Below are 21,988 nucleotides of genomic sequence, written 5' to 3'. Positions count from 1 at the left end.
GTTTTAGTGTCCTAACCGCGACAATTTGGTGTTTTGGGCACTTCTACGTTCGCGTCCCATTCTGTAGGCGTAAAGGTGTGGATTGACAGTGCATGTACGCCGTTGGCTAACTCGTGGGCAAGGCAAGTATTTACCAAGCGATGACGCGCCAAAAGACGTAATCCTTCGAATTCGTCACTACTAACGACCACCTTAAAATGCGTTTCGGAATTGGGCGGAACATGGTGACGATGGCTTTCGTTAAGCACTTCTAAATGGGTGGGTGAAAAGCTGTCCGTTAATTTTTGTGTGATGGTCGCGGCGATAGTGCCACTTGCAGGGGTATCAGACATTTTCGACTCTCGCAATGGGAAATCCAGTGGGCGCAGAGTAATGCTTCAACTAAAAAAGATCAAACTTACCGGCGCAATTTGTGCTCAACTGTCACACAAGGCGATTAGAACCTAGCGACGATAATTAGCCTGCATGAAAATTCACAATCAATTGCCTAAAAGTGTAATTTAATCGCGGTTGTTTCACTTTCAATCGCTTAGGCACACTGTGTAGCCAATCCCTTTGCATCGGCCAATGCATAATCAACAAATCACTACTATTGAGGCAAATACTGTATTTAGTGTCACTGTGTTTATGTTTAATCACAAAATCCCTCGAACTGCCAAGACTGAGTGAGGCGATGTCCGTATTAGGGGCGATTTCAGGTTCATCGTCACTGTGGGCTCCCATGCAATCCTGACCATCGGCATAGCGATTAACCAACACGCCATTACTCAGCAATTCGAAGTCCCGTGCCAGTTTACTACGTAATTTCTGCAAATATTTCGGCCAAGGCAGCGCTTTGATAAATAGACCCGAATAGAGATAATCACACCCCGCATCCCCAAACCACACCTGTTGACGTGGAATGGGGTGAAACTTGCCAAACACTTTAATTTCGGGACGGGTAAAAGCATAGAGCTTGGCTTCATCGATGAGTGCTTGTTGCTGCGCTAAATTGAGGTAATTGCGCACTAATGTTATTGGCGGTTTGGGGACTGAAGCATCTTTCTCATCACCTTCCCAAGGAAATAAAATCTCCGCCTTTGATGTCGTCTCATGGCTTTGAGATTGACCATCGTTAGTATTATCAAATCCAAATCCGAGCTGCCCTTGTTCCATCAATTACCCTTTCACCTATGGAGACGCACGCCAAAGCGTCGCACTAGAAGCTGAAATCTGCGATAATCCCCAGCCTATTTTTCTGGTTCTCTTTTGGCGTAGTGTGACACATGACAACTCAATTTTCAGTGGCGGATGTAGAACTCGAATTATTCCGCTATCCCAAGGCACAGGAATCCAACTTGCAAGCATGGGATGCCGCCGATGAGCACTTGATTAAAACACTGCTTGAAATCGGGCAAGATGCTGTGCCTACCGCCATTATCAACGACAGTTTTGGCGCGTTAAGCTGCGCGCTCTCAAAACTTAACCCTAACTGGCCCCTCTTTATCGAAACCGATGCCCGCACCAGCTATTTGGGTTCGATACAAAACCATGAGCATAATCATTTACCCACTGACAACCTAAATTGGTTCACCAGTCGCGATAACTTACCAAAGGACTTAGGCTTAGTATTGATGAAGTTACCTAAAAACCTCACCTACTTTGCCCACCAGTTGATGCGTTTATCCCATGTATTGCCTGCAGGCACGCGCATTTTAATTGGTGCTAAAGCTAAATCCATCAATAGTGCGTTGCTCGATTTGTTTGCCAAACATTTAGGCCCTGCAACGGCAAGTCTTGCGTGGAAAAAAACGCGAGTAATCAACTGCATCAGCGACGGTAAATCAAGGGAATTACCAAAGGAAGTCAGCTGGCCAATCCCAGAGTATCAATTACAAATCAGCAATTTAAGCAATGTGTTCGCCGCTAATAAACTCGATATCGGTGCCCGCATTATGCTCGACAACCTGCCAAAGGGCGATTTTAACACTATTGTCGATCTTGGCTGCGGCAACGGGGTGTTAGGGCTTAGGATGGCACAGTTATACCCTAACGCTAACATACACTTTATCGATGATTCGGAAATGGCCGTTGCCTCCGCTAAGGCAAACTGGCTGCGCAATGGGCTAGCGAGTGACAAAGGACACTTTCATTGGGATGACTGTATGACCCATTTGCCCGACGATGTGGAGCCGGATTTAGTACTCTGCAATCCTCCTTTTCACCAAGGTGAAGCCATAACCGATCATATCGCCTGGCAAATGTTTTTAGATGCCCGCCGCCGTTTAAAAAAAGGCGGTATTTTACACATCGTCGGCAATCGTCACCTTGCCTACCATGTGAAATTACAGCGATTATTTAAAAACTGCACCACAGTTGCCTCCAACGGTAAATTCGTTGTTTTACAAGCACAAAAGTAACAACATTTCCAATACATCTCCAACGCTAGCCGTCCGAAAACTCCCCTTTGCTTTCAAGGGGAGCGCTTCAGCATTCCCGCCATTTCTGCTGAAATTTTTTCACCTTTATCAATCATAAACATTTTCTCGAATTAGAATATTAATCGCCTAAAAGCAACTACGCTTATGGATAAGCTATATGGCTTGTTATTTATGGAGTTTACCCATGTTTAATAGCATTCGAGTTAAGTTTTCCCTCATGTTCATCGTGATGGCAAGCGCGCTCATTATCATGGCAATTACCGATGCTATGCAGAGCCGCACAACCCTTAAACAGATGCAAGAATTCAGTCATCAGTTTAATCCTGCCATTTCAGCTATCCTCAATGCGGACCGCGATCTCTATCAGGCGCAACTCAGTGAAGAGGTTCTACTCAGGGAAGAGCTCAGTGCTGAAAACAAACAAAAGGAGATAGATAACTGGCAGGAAAACGTCGATCAGGCCCGTGATCGTATGGGTGAGTTTAAGCAATACTTGCAGGCTCATCCCCAAGTACTGCAATCCATTAGTGGTTTCGATGCGCAATTTTCTCTTTGGTATCAAGCTTCATCTGAAGTGATTAACGCCGTTAAAAATAAGGACTATATGACGGCAAAACTCATTCACGAGACTAAGGCGCAAGCGGAATTCAAGGCACTCAGAAACATTTATAATAGTGCAGGCGAAGCGGCGGATAACAGGGTGAAGGAGCTCGACACCCTCACCACTGAACAGGCGACGGCACAGACTCAGCTCTCTATCGCTATTGCCGCCCTATTAGCGATTGTTGCATTAGTAATCGCCTACTTTGGCCCTAAAATTGTTGTCAGTGCTATCCAAGATATCACAAATAGAATCAATGATATTGTTGAAGGAGATGGCAATTTAACCCAACGAATCCCCATCAACCGCCAAGATGAGTTAGGTGAGCTCGCCGGTGCTTTTAACCAGTTTGTTGCTCAGTTACAGCAAATGGTAATTTCGATCATTGGCCAAACCGCCGATGTTAATCGATCGGTTGAAAGTCTTGCCCATAAATCAACGACCACTATGGGGATTAGCCACGAGCAGGAACAATTTGTCGATACCATTGTGACGGCAGTTAATCAGATGAGTGCAGCAGTTCGCGAGGTGGCCACTAATGCGTTACATACAGCAACGGAGATCACTAAGGTTAACGACCAAACTATTGAAGGAAAAAGCATTTTAACAAGGTCAGTTTCCCACAGTCAGCAGTTATCCACTTCGGTTAAAGAGGCAGTGAACGTCATTGAAAAACTGTCCCACAACTCGGCCAATATCGCCTCGGTACTCGATGTCATTCGCTCAATTGCCGAGCAAACAAACCTGTTAGCCCTTAATGCCGCGATTGAGGCCGCCCGTGCTGGGGAGCAAGGTCGCGGATTTGCTGTGGTAGCCGATGAAGTAAGAACGCTGGCGAGTCGCACCGAAACTTCGACCCAAGATATTCAACGGATGATTGAAGAGCTACAGCGCGGGGTCAATGATGCGGTCAAAACGATTGAGTCGGGTGCAAGCCTGACTAACTCTACGGTTAGCCTTGCCAGCCAAACCCAGGAAGCACTCGATGAAATCCTAAATTCCACCTCTAAGGTCAGTGAGATGTCGACCCAAACGGCCACTGCAACAGAAGAGCAAACCCATGTAACCGAGGAGATTAACCGTAATCTCACCGAGCTGTCGGATAAAACCCGCTTCTGTAATTCGGTTATTCAAGAGACGCAGCAAATTGTGGTCAGCACGAAAGCCATTTGCAGCAATCTGCAAAAAGAGGTCTCCCGCTTTAAGGTTGCTTAACCAAAACTTGCGATCTTGGAGTGATAAAAAGGGGCTTATGTCATGAATAAGCCCCTTTTTCGATGTAATTAATCAAGGATCCGCTGACGCTTTAAATTTTGCTTTTGAATATTGCGTCCACCGATGTAATGCCAAATAAAACCGCTGAAAAGCAGTAATCCCAAAAAGGTATGTAACAGGCTTACCAATAATTGCGCCGTTTCTGAGCTTAAATAATACAAGCCGATACCGGAAAAGGCTAACAGCAACAAACTTAATGATGTGACTAACCCGCTTACATAATTGATTTTTTTACGCCAGCCGGCACGTATATGACTGTGCCAGAGCGCGCCAAGTAGCATTAACATCAACCAGCCGAGTAATACGTGCATCACGACTGCGGGTAGACGTAAATCACCACTTAACCCCAAATCGATATCCCACTGCAGTTTAAATTCCATGACCCAAGGAAACATAAAAAGTCCCGTCAAGGTCGTAACAACAACACAGAGGATAATCATCCAGAAAAACCAATTGGGGTAACCACTTAATCGCTTCATGTTAATTCTTTTTGTTATTTAGGGAGTTGAGAGGCAATTTAGCCAATGGCTAAAACTCGAAGCCTTAATGGCAGTGTTTAGCGTTAATCTCCTATCACTTTGTACCTAACGTTACCTACTAGCACCGAAACTGACAAGCTCACCACCGAGCTGGCTGATTTTTACCTTTGCATTTTCAGGGCTTAGATAACCGGCAACTTTAGTTAAGGCATCGGCTCGCCATGCAAAAGGAGCCTGAATAGTGACAATTCGCTCATTGTCACTATTGGCAGAAATATCGACTTCGCCCGTCGGTAACAACAAAGCAGGGAAGTCTTGACTAAGGGATGAAGAAACCCGGGAGCTTGCTAGCGCACTATTACTGATTTTGATGCTTTTGCTTAAACCATTAGTATCGCGACAAATGACATTAAGAGTGGCAGTTCCGAAGACTTTTAAATCCCCCCCCGCATTCACCCAGCCGCCGGTAATGCCGTGTCGGCGCAGCACACTCACCGCCAAATCCACCGCATATCCCTTGGCTATACCATCTAAGGTCAACATAATGGGTCTAAGAATTCGGGCACGATTTGCTTCTATTTCAATATCCTGCCAATGGCCTTGCGAAAGTAACGGCATGCCCAAAGGCGAGGGTAAAGCCCCCCTAGCAATTAACTCCCCGCCAACGGTACAATTAAATAGATTATCACTTGCTCGGCCTAGGTATTTGGCAAGTCTTAATACCCTTAAACTGTCAGAGCTTAGATGACACCAAATACCAGGATTTGCGTTGAGCTGATTTAACTCGCTTTCCTGTTTATGAAAACTCAATAAGCGGCTGATATCCGCTACGCGGGAAAAAGCCGCGCTGATCGCGACTTGCAGTTTGGCTTGCTGGGTGCTCTCATCTAGCGCCTGTCCACTAGCCCCTGAAAAGGGTGATGTGGCAGCAATTTCAACGAGGGTACCCAGTAAAGGCTTGGCTCGACGCAGCGCCATTATGCACTCTGAGTCAAAAACAACTGATGGATCACCAGTAAACGCTTAACCCCATCTAACAGATTACGGCAGCTAAGCGTCGCGCCACTGATATTGCTCACGTCCTCATCGAGCTTAAAGGGATCCTTAAGCGTTTTACCGTGGAACTGTGAGCGCCAACTGACTTCGCGGACTTCACCACCGTGGGTCTCACGGTAGCTCAATACCTCAAGCCCCAGCACTTCACCTTGGGGACTAACGCCAACGGCATAGGTAATGTATTCGTGCTTACCGACCACATCGTCAACAAAAAACCAGCCGAGGAATTGCCCATCCTTTTCAACCTTCCAAATGGGCTGATTGTCTTGACGTTGGCGTACTCCAGACAATTTTTTTATTTGATCCTTTGCATCACCACTTAACAGTGTCGGACGCTCGGTAAATACAGCCGCTTTATCAAAAATCAGCGCCTGCGCCTCGGGAATCGTTAAGTAATCCGCCGAAAAAGCCGGTGCAGCAACCACAACTATGGGAACAAAAAATAAGCTATTTAAATATGAATGCGCCATAACACTGACCTAAATAGGGTTAAATGAACCTATTAAGGAATCATCAGGCAGCGGAATATTCCCGCTACCTGAGAATCCTTGAAAGCGATTAGAAGTTAAAGGCCACTTTTAATCTGACTTCCTGCTCAGTTTTTTCAATCAGATGAAGGCCCGTATCTTTTTGACCTTCGTATTGCTCACCGCCACCACTTAACTGGGGTAACCAAGTTAAGGTCGCCCACCAATCAGCACTACCGTAGTGAATTGAAGGGCCGGCGAAGAAAGACCAACGCTCTTGACCGACTTCGGTTTCAAACTCTGTCTCGTATAACACTTCGGCACTGATAAACCAGTTAGGCGCAAAACGGTAACTTAATCCTGTGCCAAGTTTTAGCTCGATCTCCATTTCAGGATCAGTCGGCCAATCAAAGTCTTCAGGTAAATTATTTAGCGGTGCGCGGTCAGCATAGGTTGACTCCATGCCTAAATTACCTACCCAAATCAGCTCACCTTCGAGCATATATTTTTGCGTTTGCAGCCCAAGTTCTAACGAAAGCGTATCTTTATCTTGCCCCGAGTGCGTATCCACCCAATCGTAATCCAACGACGTCGTCATGGATAAACCGATATCATCCTTTGCAGGGCTTAAGAACATGTAGCTTGCACCCAGCTCCAAACCTGAGGCTTTAAAGCCTATCTCTTTTTCCTTTGGCAGATAACCATCGATAATCAAACCACTGGTATCCAAAGACATAAACTTAGCCGAACCGGATACTGCGAATTTATCGCTCATGCCATATTCCAATTCAGTTTCGTAGTTAATACCACGGTAAGTACCTTGACCTTTGTCGTTACGGAAAGTGACTTTTTGATAGAGTTCCATGGCATCCTTTGGCATGGCCTCGGCGCCCTTCACGTAACCAAATAAATCTTCTCCTGCTAACGCAGTTTGACTCAGGCCAAGTGTTGCTAAAGAAAGTGCAACTAGATTGAAACGGTGCAGTGTCGATTTACCCATTTAATACATTCCCCCAAAATTATTAACATAATTAAGGCGATTCTATTCAAGCATCATAGTAAGTGCAAATCGTTATCATTAGTATTTTATAGTTGGTGGTATCTATATACGAATATTTACTGTGAAAAACATAGTGTTATAAATTTAAGGTTATTTTAATATTTTTATTTAAACACCAATCGAACCTAAAGGGAGCTCAAAACACCTCAGCAGCTATACTCCCTCAATAGATGATAAATAAATCATCGGTATTGCATTAGCAGCAACGCCCAATCGCTCCTAGCAACCTAATTTAATGCATTGATTTTAAATACTTAAAGCTTCTCTAAACCAGTAATGAAACCAGTTAGTAACGAACCATTAACTGCGGAAGTAAAAACATCTAGACGTCTAGATTGACACTCAAATGCCGATCCAATATGCTTTGCAACAAGTTACTGGGATATGATGCCAAAACGGCGCAGATTTTAAGCGAGTTTGACTGCCAAGGATTACGCGGGCAAAACGCAAAAATAAAGAGATACAACATTGAGTCATCTAACACCTACTCCAGCTCAAGGTAGCCCGGCTTCGTTTATCGCCCTCCTGCCTTTATTTGTTTTCCTTGGCCTCTTCATTGGCGCAGGCCTGTATTTTCAAAGCCAAGGCGTTGACTTCGCTTTCTATCAACTACCAAGCGTCGTTGCGATTTTGCCAGCAATTGTCTTAGCGCTGATTTTATCCAAGCAGAAATTAAACCAATCCATCGACACCTTTATTGGTGGCATAGGCCACAGCAATATCATTGCTATGTGTCTGATTTATCTATTAGCGGGTGGTTTTGCTGCCGTCGCTAAAGCAACTGGTGGTGTCGATGCGACTGTGGCCTTAGGTCTATCGTTAATTCCATCTAACTTACTATTACCAGGCTTTTTCGTGATTGCCGCCTTTATCGCGACCGCGATGGGAACCTCAATGGGCACGATTGCAGCCGTTGCCCCTATCGCCTTAGGCGTGGCAGACCAAGCGCAAATCGACTACGCCCTAATGGCGGGTGCGGTAATGTCTGGCGCCCTTTTTGGTGACAACCTTTCGATTATTTCAGATACCACTATCGCAGCAACCAGAACACAAGGCTGTGATATGAAAGATAAATTCCGTGAAAACTTAGTTTTCGCTATCCCAGCTTCTATCTTAACTTTCATTGCCTTTATCATTGCGGCTCAAGGTCAAGCGGATATCGCAGCGCAGGATATTGAAATCCTAAAAGTGATTCCGTACTTAACAATTTTGGTCCTCGCGGTTGCAGGTTTGAACGTGTTCGTCGTATTAACCCTAGGAATCGTCTTAGCAGGTGCAACGGGCTTAATCACCTCAGATTACAACCTAGTGCAGTTCTCTAAGGACATTTACGCTGGCTTTAGCAATATGCAGGAGATTTTCTTCCTGTCGATGTTAGTTGGTGGTTTGGCGGCGCTAATGCAACAACAAGGGGGCCTCGCATTTGTTAACAATCAAATCGAAAAACTGATTGTCCGTTTCTCCAAAGCACAAGGTGAAGCGTCATGCCGCGCGGCAGAACTTGGTATGGCGGGTATCGTTGCCCTGACCAACAGCTGTGTGGCAAACAACACTGTATCTATCGTTGTGACCGGTGATATTGCAAAAGACTTAGCCGAGAAACACGGCGTGAGTCCAAAACGTGCCGCCAGTATCCTCGATATCTTTGCTTGTATCATCCAAGGTGTCATCCCCTACGGCGCTCAAGCACTGTTACTGGCTTCAACCTTTAGCATCACCCCATTGGCGGCCGTCTCCCATGCTTGGTATTGCATGATCCTCGCTGCAGTTGCGGTTGCTATCGTGATTCTACGTAAACGCCACTAATGACGTCTAAGCAATAGGACTTAAGATTTTCAATGAAAAGGGAGCTAGCTGCTCCCTTTTTTATTCAGGGGATTTTCTGCTGCCGAATATTAGCCTTTACTTGCCTAGCAACCCGTTTTAGGGCAAGGTGACAGGCGTTTTTATTTACGACTAACGATAGAGACTGATACAGCCATAATGACTTCACATCACCACGAGCCCAGCTTTTATGATTTACATCGACTCATCACTTGGTTGATTGTGATTGCTGCCCTCATGAGTGCCACAGGCGTAAGCATCTCTCTCTACGCTGAACATCAAGGCTTTAGTCTAAATATGCTGTTCACCCGAGCAGATTTTTTAGGTGACTACGTTAACTCTCCCCTCGCCTACGTCTTTAACTTGGGACTATTAGCGGCTGGCATTTGCATGCTGATCTCGATGGCAGGCCTGTATTTGCTTAGACTCGATAATTTCAGTCGCTATGTAGCACTTGCGGGAGCGTGGGTCGGTATTTCGGTCATTTTGATGGGCGTGTTCCCGATTAACTTTTTAAGCATGCATCGTTTGGTATCGACAAGCTATTTACTCGCCACCATCACCCTGCACTCATTGGTATTAATCGCGGGTATAGTGCCGAGATTCATCTGCCCAAGACCGCTATTTTATTTAAGTTTATTAAGTGTAATTAGCGCGATAGGTTTAGGATTGCAGCTCGATTGGAGCACCTTGGATTTCCCCCCATGTATAAGCGAGCGACATGTTTGCTGGGTGGCTGCCAATATGTGGTTACAAACCAATCTAAATATTGTGTGGTGTTTATCCCTCGCCTTTGCCATGCGCCGATTGTCTAAAATCCTGTATCATCGCGCTCAAGTTAAACAAACATACTGATCCATGCGTCTTGCCAAATACCTTGCCCAATGCGGCATCAGTTCTCGCCGTGAAGCCTGCCGACTAATTGAAGCTGGGCGTATTCATATCGATGACCGCATTGCAACGCACACGGATGCTGTTCATTTAGATGCGAATGCACGTCCCATTGAAACACTCGCCCTCGACGGTAAGCCAATCCAGGCTCAAGAGCCCTTAACCTATTGGCTATTTAACAAGGCAGTTGGTACCGATTGCCGGCTACTTGAGAGCGATACAACCAGCCTTATCCATTTATTGCCGCAGTCACCTAGGCTTTATCCTGTTGGTAGGCTAGATAAAGATTCCCGCGGATTATTGCTGCTCACCAATGACGGCGAACTTACCCATAAGCTTATGCACCCCAGTTTTGCCCACAGCAAAACCTACCATGTCATCCTAGATAGGCCCTTCGATGACGCGTTTATGACCAATATGGCGAACGGAGTCAGTTATAAAAATGTGCAAACCTTGCCATGTAAAGTAAAGCGTCTGACGGATTCTCAGTTTGAAATTACGCTAACCCAAGGGCTAAATCGCCAAATCCGTAATATGGCTAAGGCGCTCGGTTACCGCGTCATTGACTTGCAACGTATCGCCATTATGACTCTGTCATTATTTGCTCCGATGCACAAAAAGCTTAAAGAGGGCGAGATGCGCCCGCTGACCGAGCAAGAAATTCAACTCCTTAAACAGGCGTTAAACTCATAACCATTAAAAAGGGCAATAATCCAATCGGATTATTGCCCTTAATTAGCACGAACAGTTATCGATAAATCGGCTCCCTTAGGAGCCAAGGCTAAGCTAAGTTCGGCTTATTTTACAATTTCCATTTCGGCCAGAAGGTTATCTGCGTGATCTAAGTACTTCATCACCCAAAGCATATAACGGCTATCGACATGGATAGAGCGATTGATATTGTCATCATAAGCCCAGTCGCCGATGATGCTTTCGTACACACCGTCAAACAGCAAACCCACTAACTCGGCGCGACCATTTAGGGTTGGCGAACCCGAGTTACCACCCGTGGTATCTAAGGTGGACAGGAAGTTAACTGGCACTGAGTCTACCGCTTTTACATAGTAATCACCGTATTGCTTAGCGTTGATCAGATCAAGCTCGGCCTTTGGCGCATCGAATGGTTCAACACCAGTGGCTTTTTGACTGATGCCTTCAAGGCGGGTAAACGGCGCTGCGTTTAGCCCATCCTTAGGTGAATAGCCCTTCACATGGCCCACAGTGACGCGCAAACTCGAGTTAGCATCGGCATACACTGGCTTACCTTGCTCACGATTGTAGGCAATGATGGCATCCATGTACTGAGGACGCACTTTCATCAGTTCACCCTCTAGGGCTTTTTGCTTCTTCTCTTCGCTGATATCCGTGTCATACAGAGCTACCGCGATTTGAATAAAAGGATCCTTTGAGGCTTTAAAGTCCGCCACGGATTTATCCATCCACCCTAGGCGCACATCCTTTTTGCCTAACTCGGTTTTGGCGTACAGTTTATCTAAGGTTTTAGACAGCTTTGTTGCATCAAACTTGCTATCGATACCAAAGGCTTTATCCATCGCAGGCAAACGTTGTTCGGCCGGTAATGCGGCATAGCGTTTAAGCATATCCATCAACAGTGCCTTATCGACACTAGCTGCGTAGCGGCGATCGATTCGCTCCATGCTCGCCTTGAAGCGGGTCATATCACGGTCTTGGAAGCCTGGCTCACGCGCCATATCAGGGAGCGCTTTCTCGTGGGCTAGACGGTAAAGATTGCGCGCCGTAGGCAGCATAGTGGTGTAGTTGATATAACCTAAAATCATATCGCGGGCTTGATGCTCCTGACCTTTTGCGATCAGCGCGTCCAACTCGGCTAAGGTTTTACCGTATTTCGCTTCACGGCTAGGCTCTTTAGCAATCCAAGCAGCCAATTCGGCTTCACGTGATTTACGATCGGCTAACATAGTCGATTTGCCGTAAAACTCGATCATCGAGGTAAAGTTTTTAGCGTAATTAGCTAGGCCTGCAATTTGGCTCTCGTACTTAATACGCTCGTCACTGCCCTCAGGTGCAGTTTCTTTAATCAGCTCAATAAATCGCTCGCGCAGCAGTTTGCCCTCGGGATAGGCCCACTCGAACTGATTTTGAACTTCATTAGCAGTGCGGTAACGATTGGTACGACCGGGATAACCCGTGACCATCACAAAGTCGCCATCACTCACGCCCTTGGCTGACACCTTTAAAAAGCTCTTGGGTTCATAGGGAACGTTGTCGGCGCTAAACTCTGCTGGCTTACCCGTTTTAGACACATAAGCACGGTAGAATGAGAAGTCCCCCGTGTGACGCGGCCACATCCAGTTATCGATATCACCGCCATATTTCCCCACACTTGCCGCAGGGTTGTAGACTAAGCGCACATCACGGATTTCAAGCTGTTTAACCAAATAATATTCCAACCCACCGTGGAAACTATTCACTTGGCAGCGATAGCCTTCCTCCTTTTCACATTCGGCAATCAAGGCTTTTTCTTGGTTTTCGATACCTTGGTAAAACTCATTACCGGTTTTGTTCTCAAGCCCAGCTTTCACTTTATCAGTTACGTTGGTGACATCTTCGGTGACATATACACGTGAACCCGGCGCTGCAGGTAATTCATCGGCGAAGGTTTTAGCTAAGAAGCCATTTTCTAACAGATTCTTTTCAGGGGTAGAGTTATATTGAATAGAACCGTATGCGCAGTGATGGTTGGTAACCACCAATCCCTTTGGTGACACAAAAGATGCAGTGCAGCCACCGAGGCTAATCACTGCATTCATTGGGAATTCGGTCAATTTTGAAATCGATTTGGCATCAATCTCCAAACCTTTCGCCTTGAGTTCATCCGCCATTGCCGGCAGCTGATGAGGCTGCCACATACCTTCGTCAGCTTGGGCTGCAAACACTGCGGCCACAGCAACTGAGAGTAACCATTTTTTCATTATTTTAAGTCCATTATAGGGTGAAAAAAGCCTGGTGCTGCGCGACTATTTCGTTAATAAAAACAAGTTCGTGAAACGCTAAAAAGCAAAAAGTCAGGCACGGGCCTGACTTTAGCATAATGAACTATTGGTATAACAGACTCAGACAAATTCGCTTACAAAGCAGATTAAATAAGCAATGTTTCGCGGTTCATGTCAATGAACATGCAGTCTGCTCAATCAGAGATTAGAGCGCCACAAATAGCTGCGCAGCAATAATCACAGCGCCAAGTAAACCCGCAATACTGAGGGCTAAACCACCGCCCGCGACCTGATATCCCTGAGATGTGGCTTGACGTTGACGCAGTGCCATCGCAATCGGTAGGAAGATAATCATCACCACCAAAGGCACCGCTGCAAAGCCCAATACCGCCACGAAACCCTCTGGAATATAAAGCGCGCATAATAGCGGCGGCACAAAAGTGATAAGCCATGTTTGCACGCGACCCGCTAAGTTATTTTTAGCACGGGTTAATTCGGCAACAAAATCATAAAGACTTAAAGTTACCCCAAGGAATGAGGTCACCAGGGCTAAATCGGCAAATAGTGAGATACACTTGCTGATCCATTCAATATGGGCAATTTCCTGTAGCGCGCTAATTAGAGCGGGTAATGAACCTTCAAAACCGCTGATTTGGGTGCCTCCCACTGTGCCAAGGGTCACCAATAACCAAAAGATATAGCATGCTAATGGTATGGTTGAGCCAATCAGCAGTACCTTGCGCAGTGACACCGCGTCGCCATCTAAATAACGCACTAAGGTCGCAATACACACATGGAAACCAAAAGAGGTAAACACGACAGGGATTGCTGCCATCCAACTGCTAGTCATTGAATCCGCAATGGCGCTGGTCGCCATGTTTGAAATACTGACTTCTGGCAGCAAGAACAGCACAACGACGACCAACAGTACGATCATCAAAGAAAACAGTAAGCGCGACGCTTTATCAACCCATGCAACCCCTAATGCCGCAAAACCGCCAAGCACTAACGTAAACAGCACCACGGCCAATTGATTATCTAAGGCAACATCAAACATGGTTTTGGCTTTTAACACCAAAAGTGATGAACCACCGGTCAGATACGCCGCAGTCAGGGCGAAGAGTAAACTTAAGAAGGAAGCGCCTTGAATAATCTGGCCATTCTTGCCCAGTAATTTGCCAGTAATGGCATGGACGTTATCACCCACCCCAGTACGCAGGTTGATTTCGAGCATCAGCAATGAAGTGTAAGCCGAAATCCCCCAAACGACCACCAGCAGTAAAATAGCAGGGATCATCCCCAGTGCAGCGGTGGCTAAAGGTAATGCCAACATTCCCGCGCCAATGGCGGTGCCCGCCACAATGGCAATCGAGCCTAACATTTTTGAATTCACACAATTATCCTATTCAGTATTAATTTTTATTTTGAAGTTTTTGAGTAGATATGAAGGATAAAGCCTTGCGCACTCTGTCATTAAGCTAAAAGCATTTTCAAACTAAAAGCGTCACTTAACTCAAGCATCCAATCAGATCTCAAACAAGCAGATCAGTTGGCCCCAATAGCTTTTGAATATTTCAACCCAGTTGCCATTGAGGCTAACTAAATCGAACGCAGAAATGTGACAGTAATTTCAATTTTAAATTGCCTTAAAAACACCGAGCTTGAACTGTCGGTAACGAATTAGCTAGGGACATTAACAGAGCCAAACCCAGTGGGCAAGCCAGTTATCTACAAAGATAGCACTATCGGCCAAAGTCTAAAGCGTATTTATAGAACTCACTTTATCTAACGTTAAGCGACAAAAAGAAAAACCCTACAAAGTTAGTTAACTTGGTAGAGTTTTGATAGTTAAGCCACCAAGGGCCTATTTTAGTGCTTTTAAAACGACAACTCGGTCCATGCAAGAGCCCAGTTTGCCCCTACTCCCAGCTCAAATCCAGTAGCAGTAGCCGACCATTGCACGCAGTAGGCGCTATATGGCCATGGTTTACATTGATAAACCTTACCCGTTTTAAGCTGTAACACTTTAGTGCCCGCAACATAGCTAGACAGTCCCTCGGGGAAAACAAAGTCAGTATCCGTTACTGGCGCTTTATCCTTAAGAAAGATATCAAAGTGTTGTTGGATAACTTCGCCCTGCTGGTATTCAGCCTTCACCTGTAGATGATAATGGCCAGCCACTGGCTCGACCACCTTCAGTGCCAGACTTACACTATTGTTATTCACCGTTTGCGTCACAAAACCTGCCGCACAGCCATCGTGGCTAAAGAGTTAGGCAGACATTTCATCTTCGCATTTGTGGTCACATCAAATGTCAGCTGCACTGCGCCATCTTCAATCCAATAATTATCGGCAAGTGAGGTTACTTACAGCAGCGACGCGGTTTCAGGAGCAATATCAAAATTACCTCTACACGTTCGATACCTGAATTGGGCGCACTAAACACCTCATTTTTTCCGTAAACAGGGCTTATCCCCCGAAGCATTTTGCTGCCCAGCTTTTAGCTCGGTTTGTTGACTATTGATGGCTGACGCCAACATAAACGGCCAATTTTCCTTTGCCCCTTAAGTCGTATTTGCAATGGACACTACCGTCTGTTTCGCCGTCATTTCACCATTGGCATTCAATACCCAAGTCATGACCTTATAGCCTGCCTTCAAATCGAAAGAGGGATTAATCTCACAGATATCCGTCCACTCCTGCGGCGTGACACTGCCACCACTGAAGTTAACATCCAGCACGTTGTTGAAACTGTTGGTGGCATCACCCACTTCCCACACCGCTAAAATCACCTGATAGCCAGTCCGCCCCTCGGGCACATAACAGTTATGGGGAGTTAATTTTGCGGGTTGAGTCATGCCGCCATCGATCACACAAAATGGCGCCAATTCGAAACTAGCACGACTCAAAGGTTGGTTTTGATCCCAGTCCTGACGGGTTAAATAGTAACGCCAGTTGCGCGTAATGTGATGGCAGTGAATTGCCAGCTAAATTGATTCCAACCTCCGCTGATATCACTTTTAGCCCAACAACTTGGACTTTACACGTCAAGGTTGAAAGGCTGAATTGGCCGCAGAGGCAATTTTTTCATCGGTAGGCCCCACTTCAGGGAAAACGGATGGTCCTTCAGCACTTTGCGGATCCCATTGTATGGCACCACAATTGACGTTATTGCCAAGCTTACAGGCGTAGGAGCGAGATTCCGGTGACACCATATAACCGTGGGCGGAAAGCTTTGGCTTAAGAGGGCGCAAGATACACTGAGTGCGAAGGCATTTTCAGTTAACTTACTGACTTTATTTAGGGAGAGTTGATTAAAAACAGTTGGATAATTCACTTTATTTAACTCCACTTTCTGATATTCCAAAGTGTGCTTTCCAAACCGCGAAAGCATTTCGATAAAAGTGGTATTTGGCAAAACAGCGTTTAGGCAAAGACGTTTATTTTTCACAGAAACGCAGCGCTAAACCTTGGTTTAGTCGTTGTTCCTGAAGCAACCCCGCTATCTTAGTTGAGTTATTTCCTAACCAAACCTTAGACTGGAGGCTTTGCGTTCTAATTTTTCAATTAGTTTGCCAAATAGATTGAATGTCTTGAAAGCCAAAAGTTAACAACTTCTAGCTCAATACTAAGACTTGGCCAACGCAACAATCAAAGACCGCGCAGTTAAAATATAATTCACTTTATATCAATAGCTTACAACAATGCAATGGTTGATAACTTGACACCCGTCAGAATTCATTGCGCAATAATTGATAACATCAGCCTTGAAACCCAAACTCACTTGGTTATAATGCCTGCCTCGCTTCGGGGGAGTAGCTAACTGGATTTCAAAGCTTAGAAATCTAGGGTGAACATCAACATACTTGGCCTCATGCCATGGTGTTCACAGCAAATCATCGATTTGCCCAGCAAGACCTGAGCACAATAACCGCACCTAGGGGTGGACGGTTTTATTGTGCTTATGTCAAAACCACCCCTAAAAGGAACACACTTGGAAGCGCTATTAGCCTCAACCTTTACGGTTGCCATTGCCGAAATTGGCGATAAAACCCAATTACTTGCCCTATTACTCGCCGCAAGATTTAAAAATAAAACCGCGATTATCTTGGGGATTTTGCTCGCAACTCTGTTTAACCATTTCGCCGCCGCTTGGATTGGCCAATGGGCTATCGATTGGGTCAGCCCAGAAGTCGCCCGCTATCTGGTAGCAGCCTCTTTCTTTGCGATCGCGCTCTGGGTATTAGTGCCGGATAAAGTGGATTCCGAAGAGAGCCGCTTTTATCAAATGGGCCCTTTTATCGCGACCTTTATTCTGTTCTTTATCGCCGAAATGGGTGACAAAACCCAAATCGCCACCGTGGTGTTATCGGCTAAATACGATGCGCTTGTCATGGTCGTGACAGGCACCACCTTAGGCATGTTGCTTGCTAACGTACCAGTGGTGTTAGCGGGTCACTTTAGCGCCGAAAAATTACCACTAAATTGGATCCACAGGGGCTGCGCCGTGTTATTCGCCCTCCTAGGTATAGTCACTTTAGTGTATTAATTCTTGAGCTTATCGTTGAGGCAAGAGTTGCTGCTACGATAACACTTACGCGAAACCCAAACAAAAAGGCCAGTGAAATTTCACTGGCCTTTTTAATTTATCGATTTCAATACCCTTAATGGGAGCTTGCGATTGCAAGCTTAGCGATTACAAGCTTAATGCTTAAAGACCTAACACTGTCTTGATACGCTGGCCGTAATCGGCATCGGCTTTCTCGAAGTGGGCAACCATACGTTGCTGCACATCTACGCTCGCTTGGCTTAATGAGCCAGTAATAGTCTCAACTAAGCGCGCTCTTTCACCTTCACTGAACATACGGTACAGATTTCCCGCCTGAGTATAATCGTCTTGGTTGTAGCGGCTGTAACGGGCTGCCTCACCTTCTAAACGCAGTGGAGGTTCTGCAAATTGTGAAGGCTCGACCAGTGCATTAGTGACGGTGCTTGGACCATAGTTAGCCGATGCATCGCCACCGGTTTGTCCGCCATGGAATGGACATTGAGTGCCCGCCATTGCGCCGCCACGTTGATGATGGTTTGCCTTAGTGGCATGTGGGCAGTTCACAGGCAACTGGTTATAGTTAGCGCCAATACGGTAACGCTGGGCATCGGCGTAGGCGAATAAACGCGCCTGCAGCATTTTGTCTGGCGATGCGCCCACACCAGGTACTAAGTTGCTTGGTGCTAAGGCCACTTGCTCTACTTCGGCGAAGTAGTTTTGTGGTAAGCGGTTCAGCTCCAGCATACCGATTTCGATTAATGGGTAGTCCGCATGCGGCCACACCTTGGTTAAATCGAATGGGTTGATGTGGTAAGTGTTGGCGTCGCTCTCAGGCATAATCTGTACGTTAACAGACCAACGTGGGAAGTTACCGTCGGTAATAGCCACAACCATATCACGCTGAGATGAGTCAGGATCGATACCCTTTAACTTATCCGCCTGTTCGTTGGTTAAGTTCACGACACCTTGCTGTGATTTGAAATGGAACTTCACCCAAAAACGCTCACCCTTGGCATTCCAAAATGAGAAAGTGTGTGAGCCATAGCCGTGCATTTGACGGTAGTTTGCCGGAATACCACGGTCAGACATCAAAATAGTCACTTGATGCATGGCTTCAGGGTTTAATGACCAGAAGTCCCACATTGCCTGTGGATCTTTGAGGTTAGTCATTGGGTTACGCTTTTGCGTATGGATAAAGTCCGGGAACTTAATACCGTCACGCAGGAAGAAAGTCGGCGTGTTATTACCGACGATGTCATGGTTACCACGGGCCGTATAGAAACGCAGACCAAAACCACGTGGGTCACGCTCGGCATCGGCTGAGCCCATTTCACCACCTACGGTTGAGAAACGTACGAAGGTCTCAGTTTGTTTGCCCACACCGTTAAAGTGGTCGGCAAGAGTGAATTCGCTTAAATCTTTAGTCAGGGTGAAAGTACCGTAAACCCCGGTACCTTTAGCATGAACGACACGTTCAGGAATACGCTCGCGGTTAAAGTGGGCTAATTTTTCAATGAGATGCCAATCTTGTAATAATACTGGACCACGCTCACCCGCTGACAAAGAGTTTTGATCGTCAGCAATTGGAGAACCGTTTTGACTCGTTAAATACTGTTGACTCATACCTTGTTCCTCATTCTTGATTGGTGTTAACCCAAGATTCAATTAAATCGAAAATAGTAGCCATGGCTAATCTCCTTGGCGGGCGACGTGTAGTCGATGAACCTAGAATAGGGATAAACAGAAATTGAAGAAAACGATTAATACAGATTTAAATAATCTATAAAAATGATTAAAATAATCGATAATCTCGAATAAACCATGAGGGGCTCATACCAGAACCCAACGTTTAGTCGGGTGAATAGTACGGATAAATGAGAATCGATATCAAACTGACGTACGGAAAACGTGAACTCTAACTTAAATAAAACTTAATTTTTACATTAGCAAATTCAATTAGATACATAAACACAGAGACTTAAGTCGATTGTTGTCGATAGAGCACAATAAGGTAATAAGCATCGATTAATACGATAAAAAAGTTTACTGCTGCCACTGGATAAGCTGCGATGGCCAATCCATAGGCAACAAACAAAGCTGCACCAACTAAATTCCACCAACGCAGCTTTTTGATATTTGACATCATTAACGAGACGGCCACCACGACAGAGGCCAAGTACCCAACCCACTCCCAAATCATCGCTGTTTCCATATCAAATTCCTTATCTATTTACTCATAAATTTAAAGTATTGATACTTCTCTGCCGGAGTAGGTTGGTGCATTGCTGTTAGCGTTCTACTACCGCAGCTGTCATCCGTGAAATACAGGTTAGCTCACCTGCACTATTATGAATTAAGATTTCCCATACAGAGCTGCGTTTACCTAAGTGAACGGGCTTAGCCGTTGCCGTTAACACACCATTTCGGGACGCCCGCAGATGGTTGGCGTTGATTTCTTGGCCGACACAGTAAAACTTCTCAAAATCAACGACAAAGTTTGCAGCATAGCTGGCCACAGTTTCGGCTAATGCCACATTGGCACCGCCGTGCACAATGCCAAGTGGATTGTGAATATCAGGCGATGCCGGCATGGTCGCCTTTAAGTAGTCATCGCCAATTTCACTGATTTCAATCCCTAAGGTTTTCATCAGTGTGCCCTTACCGCTGATCCCATCGGCCATTTTGGCACAGTCTTCCAAGCTTACAGGTTTAAACCAAATACTCATTTTAACATCCTAGTAAATAACACTAGGGAGCAGTTTACTAAGAAGTTGATGAAGTTCAACAACTAAGGCTGTGCTAATAAACCAGAAGCTGTAAATCAATATTCATCACTACTTCAATTAACCTTTAGCCATACCAAATCGACTCAACCAAATCAAAAAAGCCCCCCATAAAAGCACAATACTTGGCATCACTAGCGCCTGAACGCCCAATAACTGCGCCGCATGCTGAATTCCAAACACATAACTCATCTGCAAAAGAGCCGCCAAAAAGGACAGTACGAACAACTTGTAGGAGTGGGATTGTTTAAAAACCAGCAATAAACAGCCTATAACACCGCTCAGAACCGCAACACCAAAGAGGATATCGAGCCATCCGGGTGCAGTTTCGTAAAGTTTGATTTGATTCGGGCCTAATTGCGCCATCGCTTCGGGGGTCATGGTTATTTGCATTATAAACGCCATACCCCCTGCAATATTCCATAGCAGACTGAGTATCGCTATAAACTTGAACCATAAGGGTACCGGCATTTTCCCTGCAACAACTTCGGCTGTCGGTAATATCATCACTCCCCCTAGAGCGCCCTTTCAATTTGCGCTAAAAGGCCAATATGCCTTATCGCTATAGAGTGTAGTTCAGGAGGATGACAAGATTTTAGGCTCTTGAATGTATTTTACTGATGGAAAAGTGTCGAAAGGATTAAAGCGGAAAATCAGTCATAAAAAAGCCGCTCATAGAGCGGCTTATACTTTTAACATTCAATGTTAATTATTTAGCAGCATCGGCAGCAGCAACTGGCGCCTGAGCTTTCTCAACTGATTTCAATTCAACTTCGAAAATCAGAGTTGAGTTAGGTGGAATAGTACCAGTGTCACGGTCACCGTAAGCTAATTCAGATGGGATAACGAACTTGTACTTAGCGCCAACTGGCATTAATTGTACGCCTTCAGTCCAGCCTGGAATAACGCGGTTTAATGGGAACTTAGCGGTTTGACCACGTTTGTATGAGCTATCGAACTCAGTACCGTCGATCAGTGTACCCACGTAATCTACTTCTACCGTGTCTTCAGCCGCTGGTTTTTCACCTGTACCTGGTGTTAACACTTCATATTGCAGACCAGATTCAGTCGTCACTACGCCAGCTTTTGCTTTGTTAGTTTCGAGGAATTTTTTACCTTCTTCGATATTCTTAGCAGCAATCGCAGTCGCTTGTTCTTGACGCTTGTCGTTTAACTTTTTGTCTAAACCTTGAAGAAGGGTCTGCATTTCTTCTTCAGTCAGTTTCAATTCGTTGTTCAGACCATTGGTAAAACCAGTCACGATCAATGAACGGTCAACAGGCAGACCTAATTCTTCTTGCTCTTTGATATGGCCTGACATGTAACGACCAATAGACGCGCCCACGCTGTAGGCTTCTTTTTGTGCTTCTGTTGTTAATTCAACACTAGCGCTTGTTTTTGTTGCTTTTTCTTCTTGTCCACAAGCAGAAAGGCCTACCACAGCCAATGCAACTAACGATAATTTGTAAATCGATTTCATTAAAGCTTCCTCAACATCCTCAAGCGGTTACAATAACCTAAGCGCGACAACTTTATACTAGTTATCAGGGTTATTCCAACTAGATTATTTATGGGTTAACTGTGAGTAATCTCACTTTATCGTGACTA

General features: G+C 45.5%; 21 protein-coding genes, 1 pseudogene and 1 riboswitch. Of the genes and pseudogenes, 6 read left to right on the top strand and 16 right to left on the bottom strand.

Annotation, left to right across the window (positions count from 1 at the left end):
- Positions 1-11: 11 nt before the first annotated feature.
- Together K0H61_RS03885 and K0H61_RS03880 are read right to left on the bottom strand one after the other, a co-directional pair.
- Complete coding sequence (locus K0H61_RS03885; RefSeq protein ID WP_220051453.1) at positions 12-332, bottom strand: BolA family protein; 321 nt, start codon at positions 330-332, stop codon at positions 12-14.
- A 124-nt stretch (positions 333-456) separates the two neighbouring features.
- Entirely contained in the window at positions 457-1,155 is a 699-nt protein-coding gene (locus tag K0H61_RS03880) for an alpha-ketoglutarate-dependent dioxygenase AlkB family protein (RefSeq protein ID WP_220051452.1), read from the bottom strand.
- A gap of 110 nt (positions 1,156-1,265) precedes the next feature.
- On the opposite strand from K0H61_RS03880, the gene K0H61_RS03875 reads away from it, so the two are divergent.
- Positions 1,266-2,399 carry a methyltransferase gene (locus tag K0H61_RS03875; RefSeq protein ID WP_220051451.1) on the top strand — a complete coding sequence of 378 codons (1,134 nt, stop codon included), beginning with the start codon at positions 1,266-1,268 and terminating at the stop codon, positions 2,397-2,399.
- 205 nt (positions 2,400-2,604) lie between these two features.
- A complete protein-coding gene (locus K0H61_RS03870) occupies positions 2,605-4,236 on the top strand; it encodes a methyl-accepting chemotaxis protein (protein ID WP_220051450.1) in 1,632 nt (543 codons plus the stop codon).
- Positions 4,237-4,304: 68 nt separating this feature from the next.
- On the opposite strand, the gene K0H61_RS03865 is transcribed toward K0H61_RS03870, so the two are convergent.
- The 4 genes from K0H61_RS03865 to K0H61_RS03850 all read right to left on the bottom strand — a co-directional run bounded on the left by K0H61_RS03865 (position 4,305) and on the right by K0H61_RS03850 (position 7,298).
- Positions 4,305-4,775, bottom strand: coding sequence for a hypothetical protein (locus K0H61_RS03865; RefSeq protein ID WP_220051449.1), 471 nt, complete (start codon positions 4,773-4,775; stop codon positions 4,305-4,307).
- Between the two features lie 111 nt (positions 4,776-4,886).
- Entirely contained in the window at positions 4,887-5,753 is an 867-nt protein-coding gene (locus K0H61_RS03860) for an FAD:protein FMN transferase (protein WP_220051448.1), read from the bottom strand.
- On the bottom strand, positions 5,753-6,301 hold the full coding sequence (locus K0H61_RS03855; protein WP_220051447.1) for an FMN-binding protein: 549 nt from the start codon (positions 6,299-6,301) through the stop codon (positions 5,753-5,755). The genes K0H61_RS03860 and K0H61_RS03855 overlap by 1 nt, the downstream gene beginning before the upstream one ends.
- Before the next feature lie 88 nt (positions 6,302-6,389).
- On the bottom strand, positions 6,390-7,298 hold the full coding sequence (locus K0H61_RS03850) for a DUF6662 family protein (protein ID WP_220051446.1): 909 nt from the start codon (positions 7,296-7,298) through the stop codon (positions 6,390-6,392).
- Between the two features lie 528 nt (positions 7,299-7,826).
- Here K0H61_RS03850 and K0H61_RS03845 point away from each other — a divergent pair.
- From K0H61_RS03845 to K0H61_RS03835, 3 genes are all read left to right on the top strand, one after another.
- On the top strand, positions 7,827-9,164 hold the full coding sequence (locus K0H61_RS03845) for a Na+/H+ antiporter NhaC family protein (RefSeq protein ID WP_220051445.1): 1,338 nt from the start codon (positions 7,827-7,829) through the stop codon (positions 9,162-9,164).
- Between the two features lie 177 nt (positions 9,165-9,341).
- Positions 9,342-10,037, top strand: a complete 696-nt coding sequence (locus K0H61_RS03840; protein WP_220051444.1) for a hypothetical protein — start codon at positions 9,342-9,344, stop codon at positions 10,035-10,037.
- Between the two features lie 3 nt (positions 10,038-10,040).
- Complete coding sequence (locus tag K0H61_RS03835) at positions 10,041-10,766, top strand: RNA pseudouridine synthase (RefSeq protein ID WP_220051443.1); 726 nt, start codon at positions 10,041-10,043, stop codon at positions 10,764-10,766.
- A gap of 104 nt (positions 10,767-10,870) precedes the next feature.
- On the opposite strand, the gene K0H61_RS03830 is transcribed toward K0H61_RS03835, so the two are convergent.
- The 5 genes and pseudogenes from K0H61_RS03830 to K0H61_RS17775 form a co-directional block, all read right to left on the bottom strand.
- Positions 10,871-13,027, bottom strand: a complete 2,157-nt coding sequence (locus K0H61_RS03830; RefSeq protein ID WP_220051442.1) for a S46 family peptidase — start codon at positions 13,025-13,027, stop codon at positions 10,871-10,873.
- 226 nt (positions 13,028-13,253) lie between these two features.
- A complete protein-coding gene (locus tag K0H61_RS03825; protein WP_220052451.1) occupies positions 13,254-14,429 on the bottom strand; it encodes an aromatic amino acid transport family protein in 1,176 nt (391 codons plus the stop codon).
- A 497-nt stretch (positions 14,430-14,926) separates the two neighbouring features.
- Entirely contained in the window at positions 14,927-15,274 is a 348-nt protein-coding gene (locus K0H61_RS17785) for a hypothetical protein (RefSeq protein ID WP_258406001.1), read from the bottom strand.
- 221 nt (positions 15,275-15,495) lie between these two features.
- Positions 15,496-15,588: a hypothetical protein gene (locus tag K0H61_RS17780; RefSeq protein ID WP_258406000.1), complete on the bottom strand. Its 93-nt coding sequence runs from the start codon at positions 15,586-15,588 to the stop codon at positions 15,496-15,498.
- Positions 15,589-15,612: 24 nt separating this feature from the next.
- Positions 15,613-16,263: pseudogene (locus K0H61_RS17775) on the bottom strand (lytic polysaccharide monooxygenase).
- A 274-nt stretch (positions 16,264-16,537) separates the two neighbouring features.
- Positions 16,538-16,635, bottom strand: a riboswitch (cyclic di-GMP riboswitch).
- Positions 16,636-17,042: 407 nt separating this feature from the next.
- Between K0H61_RS17775 and K0H61_RS03815 the strand changes: the two are divergent.
- Positions 17,043-17,597 (top strand): TMEM165/GDT1 family protein, encoded by a 555-nt coding sequence (locus tag K0H61_RS03815; protein WP_220051441.1) that lies wholly within the window; start codon positions 17,043-17,045, stop codon positions 17,595-17,597.
- Between the two features lie 162 nt (positions 17,598-17,759).
- Here K0H61_RS03815 and katB read toward each other — a convergent pair whose 3' ends face one another.
- From katB to fkpA, 5 genes are all read right to left on the bottom strand, one after another.
- The gene (gene katB, locus K0H61_RS03810; RefSeq protein ID WP_220051440.1) at positions 17,760-19,220 is read right to left on the bottom strand and encodes a catalase KatB; all 1,461 of its coding nucleotides are present in this window, start codon (positions 19,218-19,220) and stop codon (positions 17,760-17,762) included.
- Between the two features lie 355 nt (positions 19,221-19,575).
- Positions 19,576-19,809 carry a hypothetical protein gene (locus K0H61_RS03805; protein ID WP_220051439.1) on the bottom strand — a complete coding sequence of 78 codons (234 nt, stop codon included), beginning with the start codon at positions 19,807-19,809 and terminating at the stop codon, positions 19,576-19,578.
- Positions 19,810-19,885: 76 nt separating this feature from the next.
- On the bottom strand, positions 19,886-20,323 hold the full coding sequence (locus tag K0H61_RS03800; protein ID WP_220051438.1) for a PaaI family thioesterase: 438 nt from the start codon (positions 20,321-20,323) through the stop codon (positions 19,886-19,888).
- Positions 20,324-20,440: 117 nt separating this feature from the next.
- The gene (locus K0H61_RS03795; RefSeq protein ID WP_220052449.1) at positions 20,441-20,887 is read right to left on the bottom strand and encodes a hypothetical protein; all 447 of its coding nucleotides are present in this window, start codon (positions 20,885-20,887) and stop codon (positions 20,441-20,443) included.
- Positions 20,888-21,089: 202 nt separating this feature from the next.
- Positions 21,090-21,860 (bottom strand): FKBP-type peptidyl-prolyl cis-trans isomerase, encoded by a 771-nt coding sequence (fkpA, locus tag K0H61_RS03790; RefSeq protein WP_220051437.1) that lies wholly within the window; start codon positions 21,858-21,860, stop codon positions 21,090-21,092.
- Between the last annotated feature and the right edge of the window lie 128 nt (positions 21,861-21,988).

The sequence above is a fragment of the Shewanella acanthi genome (assembly GCF_019457475.1).
Taxonomy (GTDB): Bacteria; Pseudomonadota; Gammaproteobacteria; order Enterobacterales; family Shewanellaceae; genus Shewanella; species Shewanella acanthi.
This window is presented reverse-complemented; position numbering and strand designations above follow the sequence as displayed.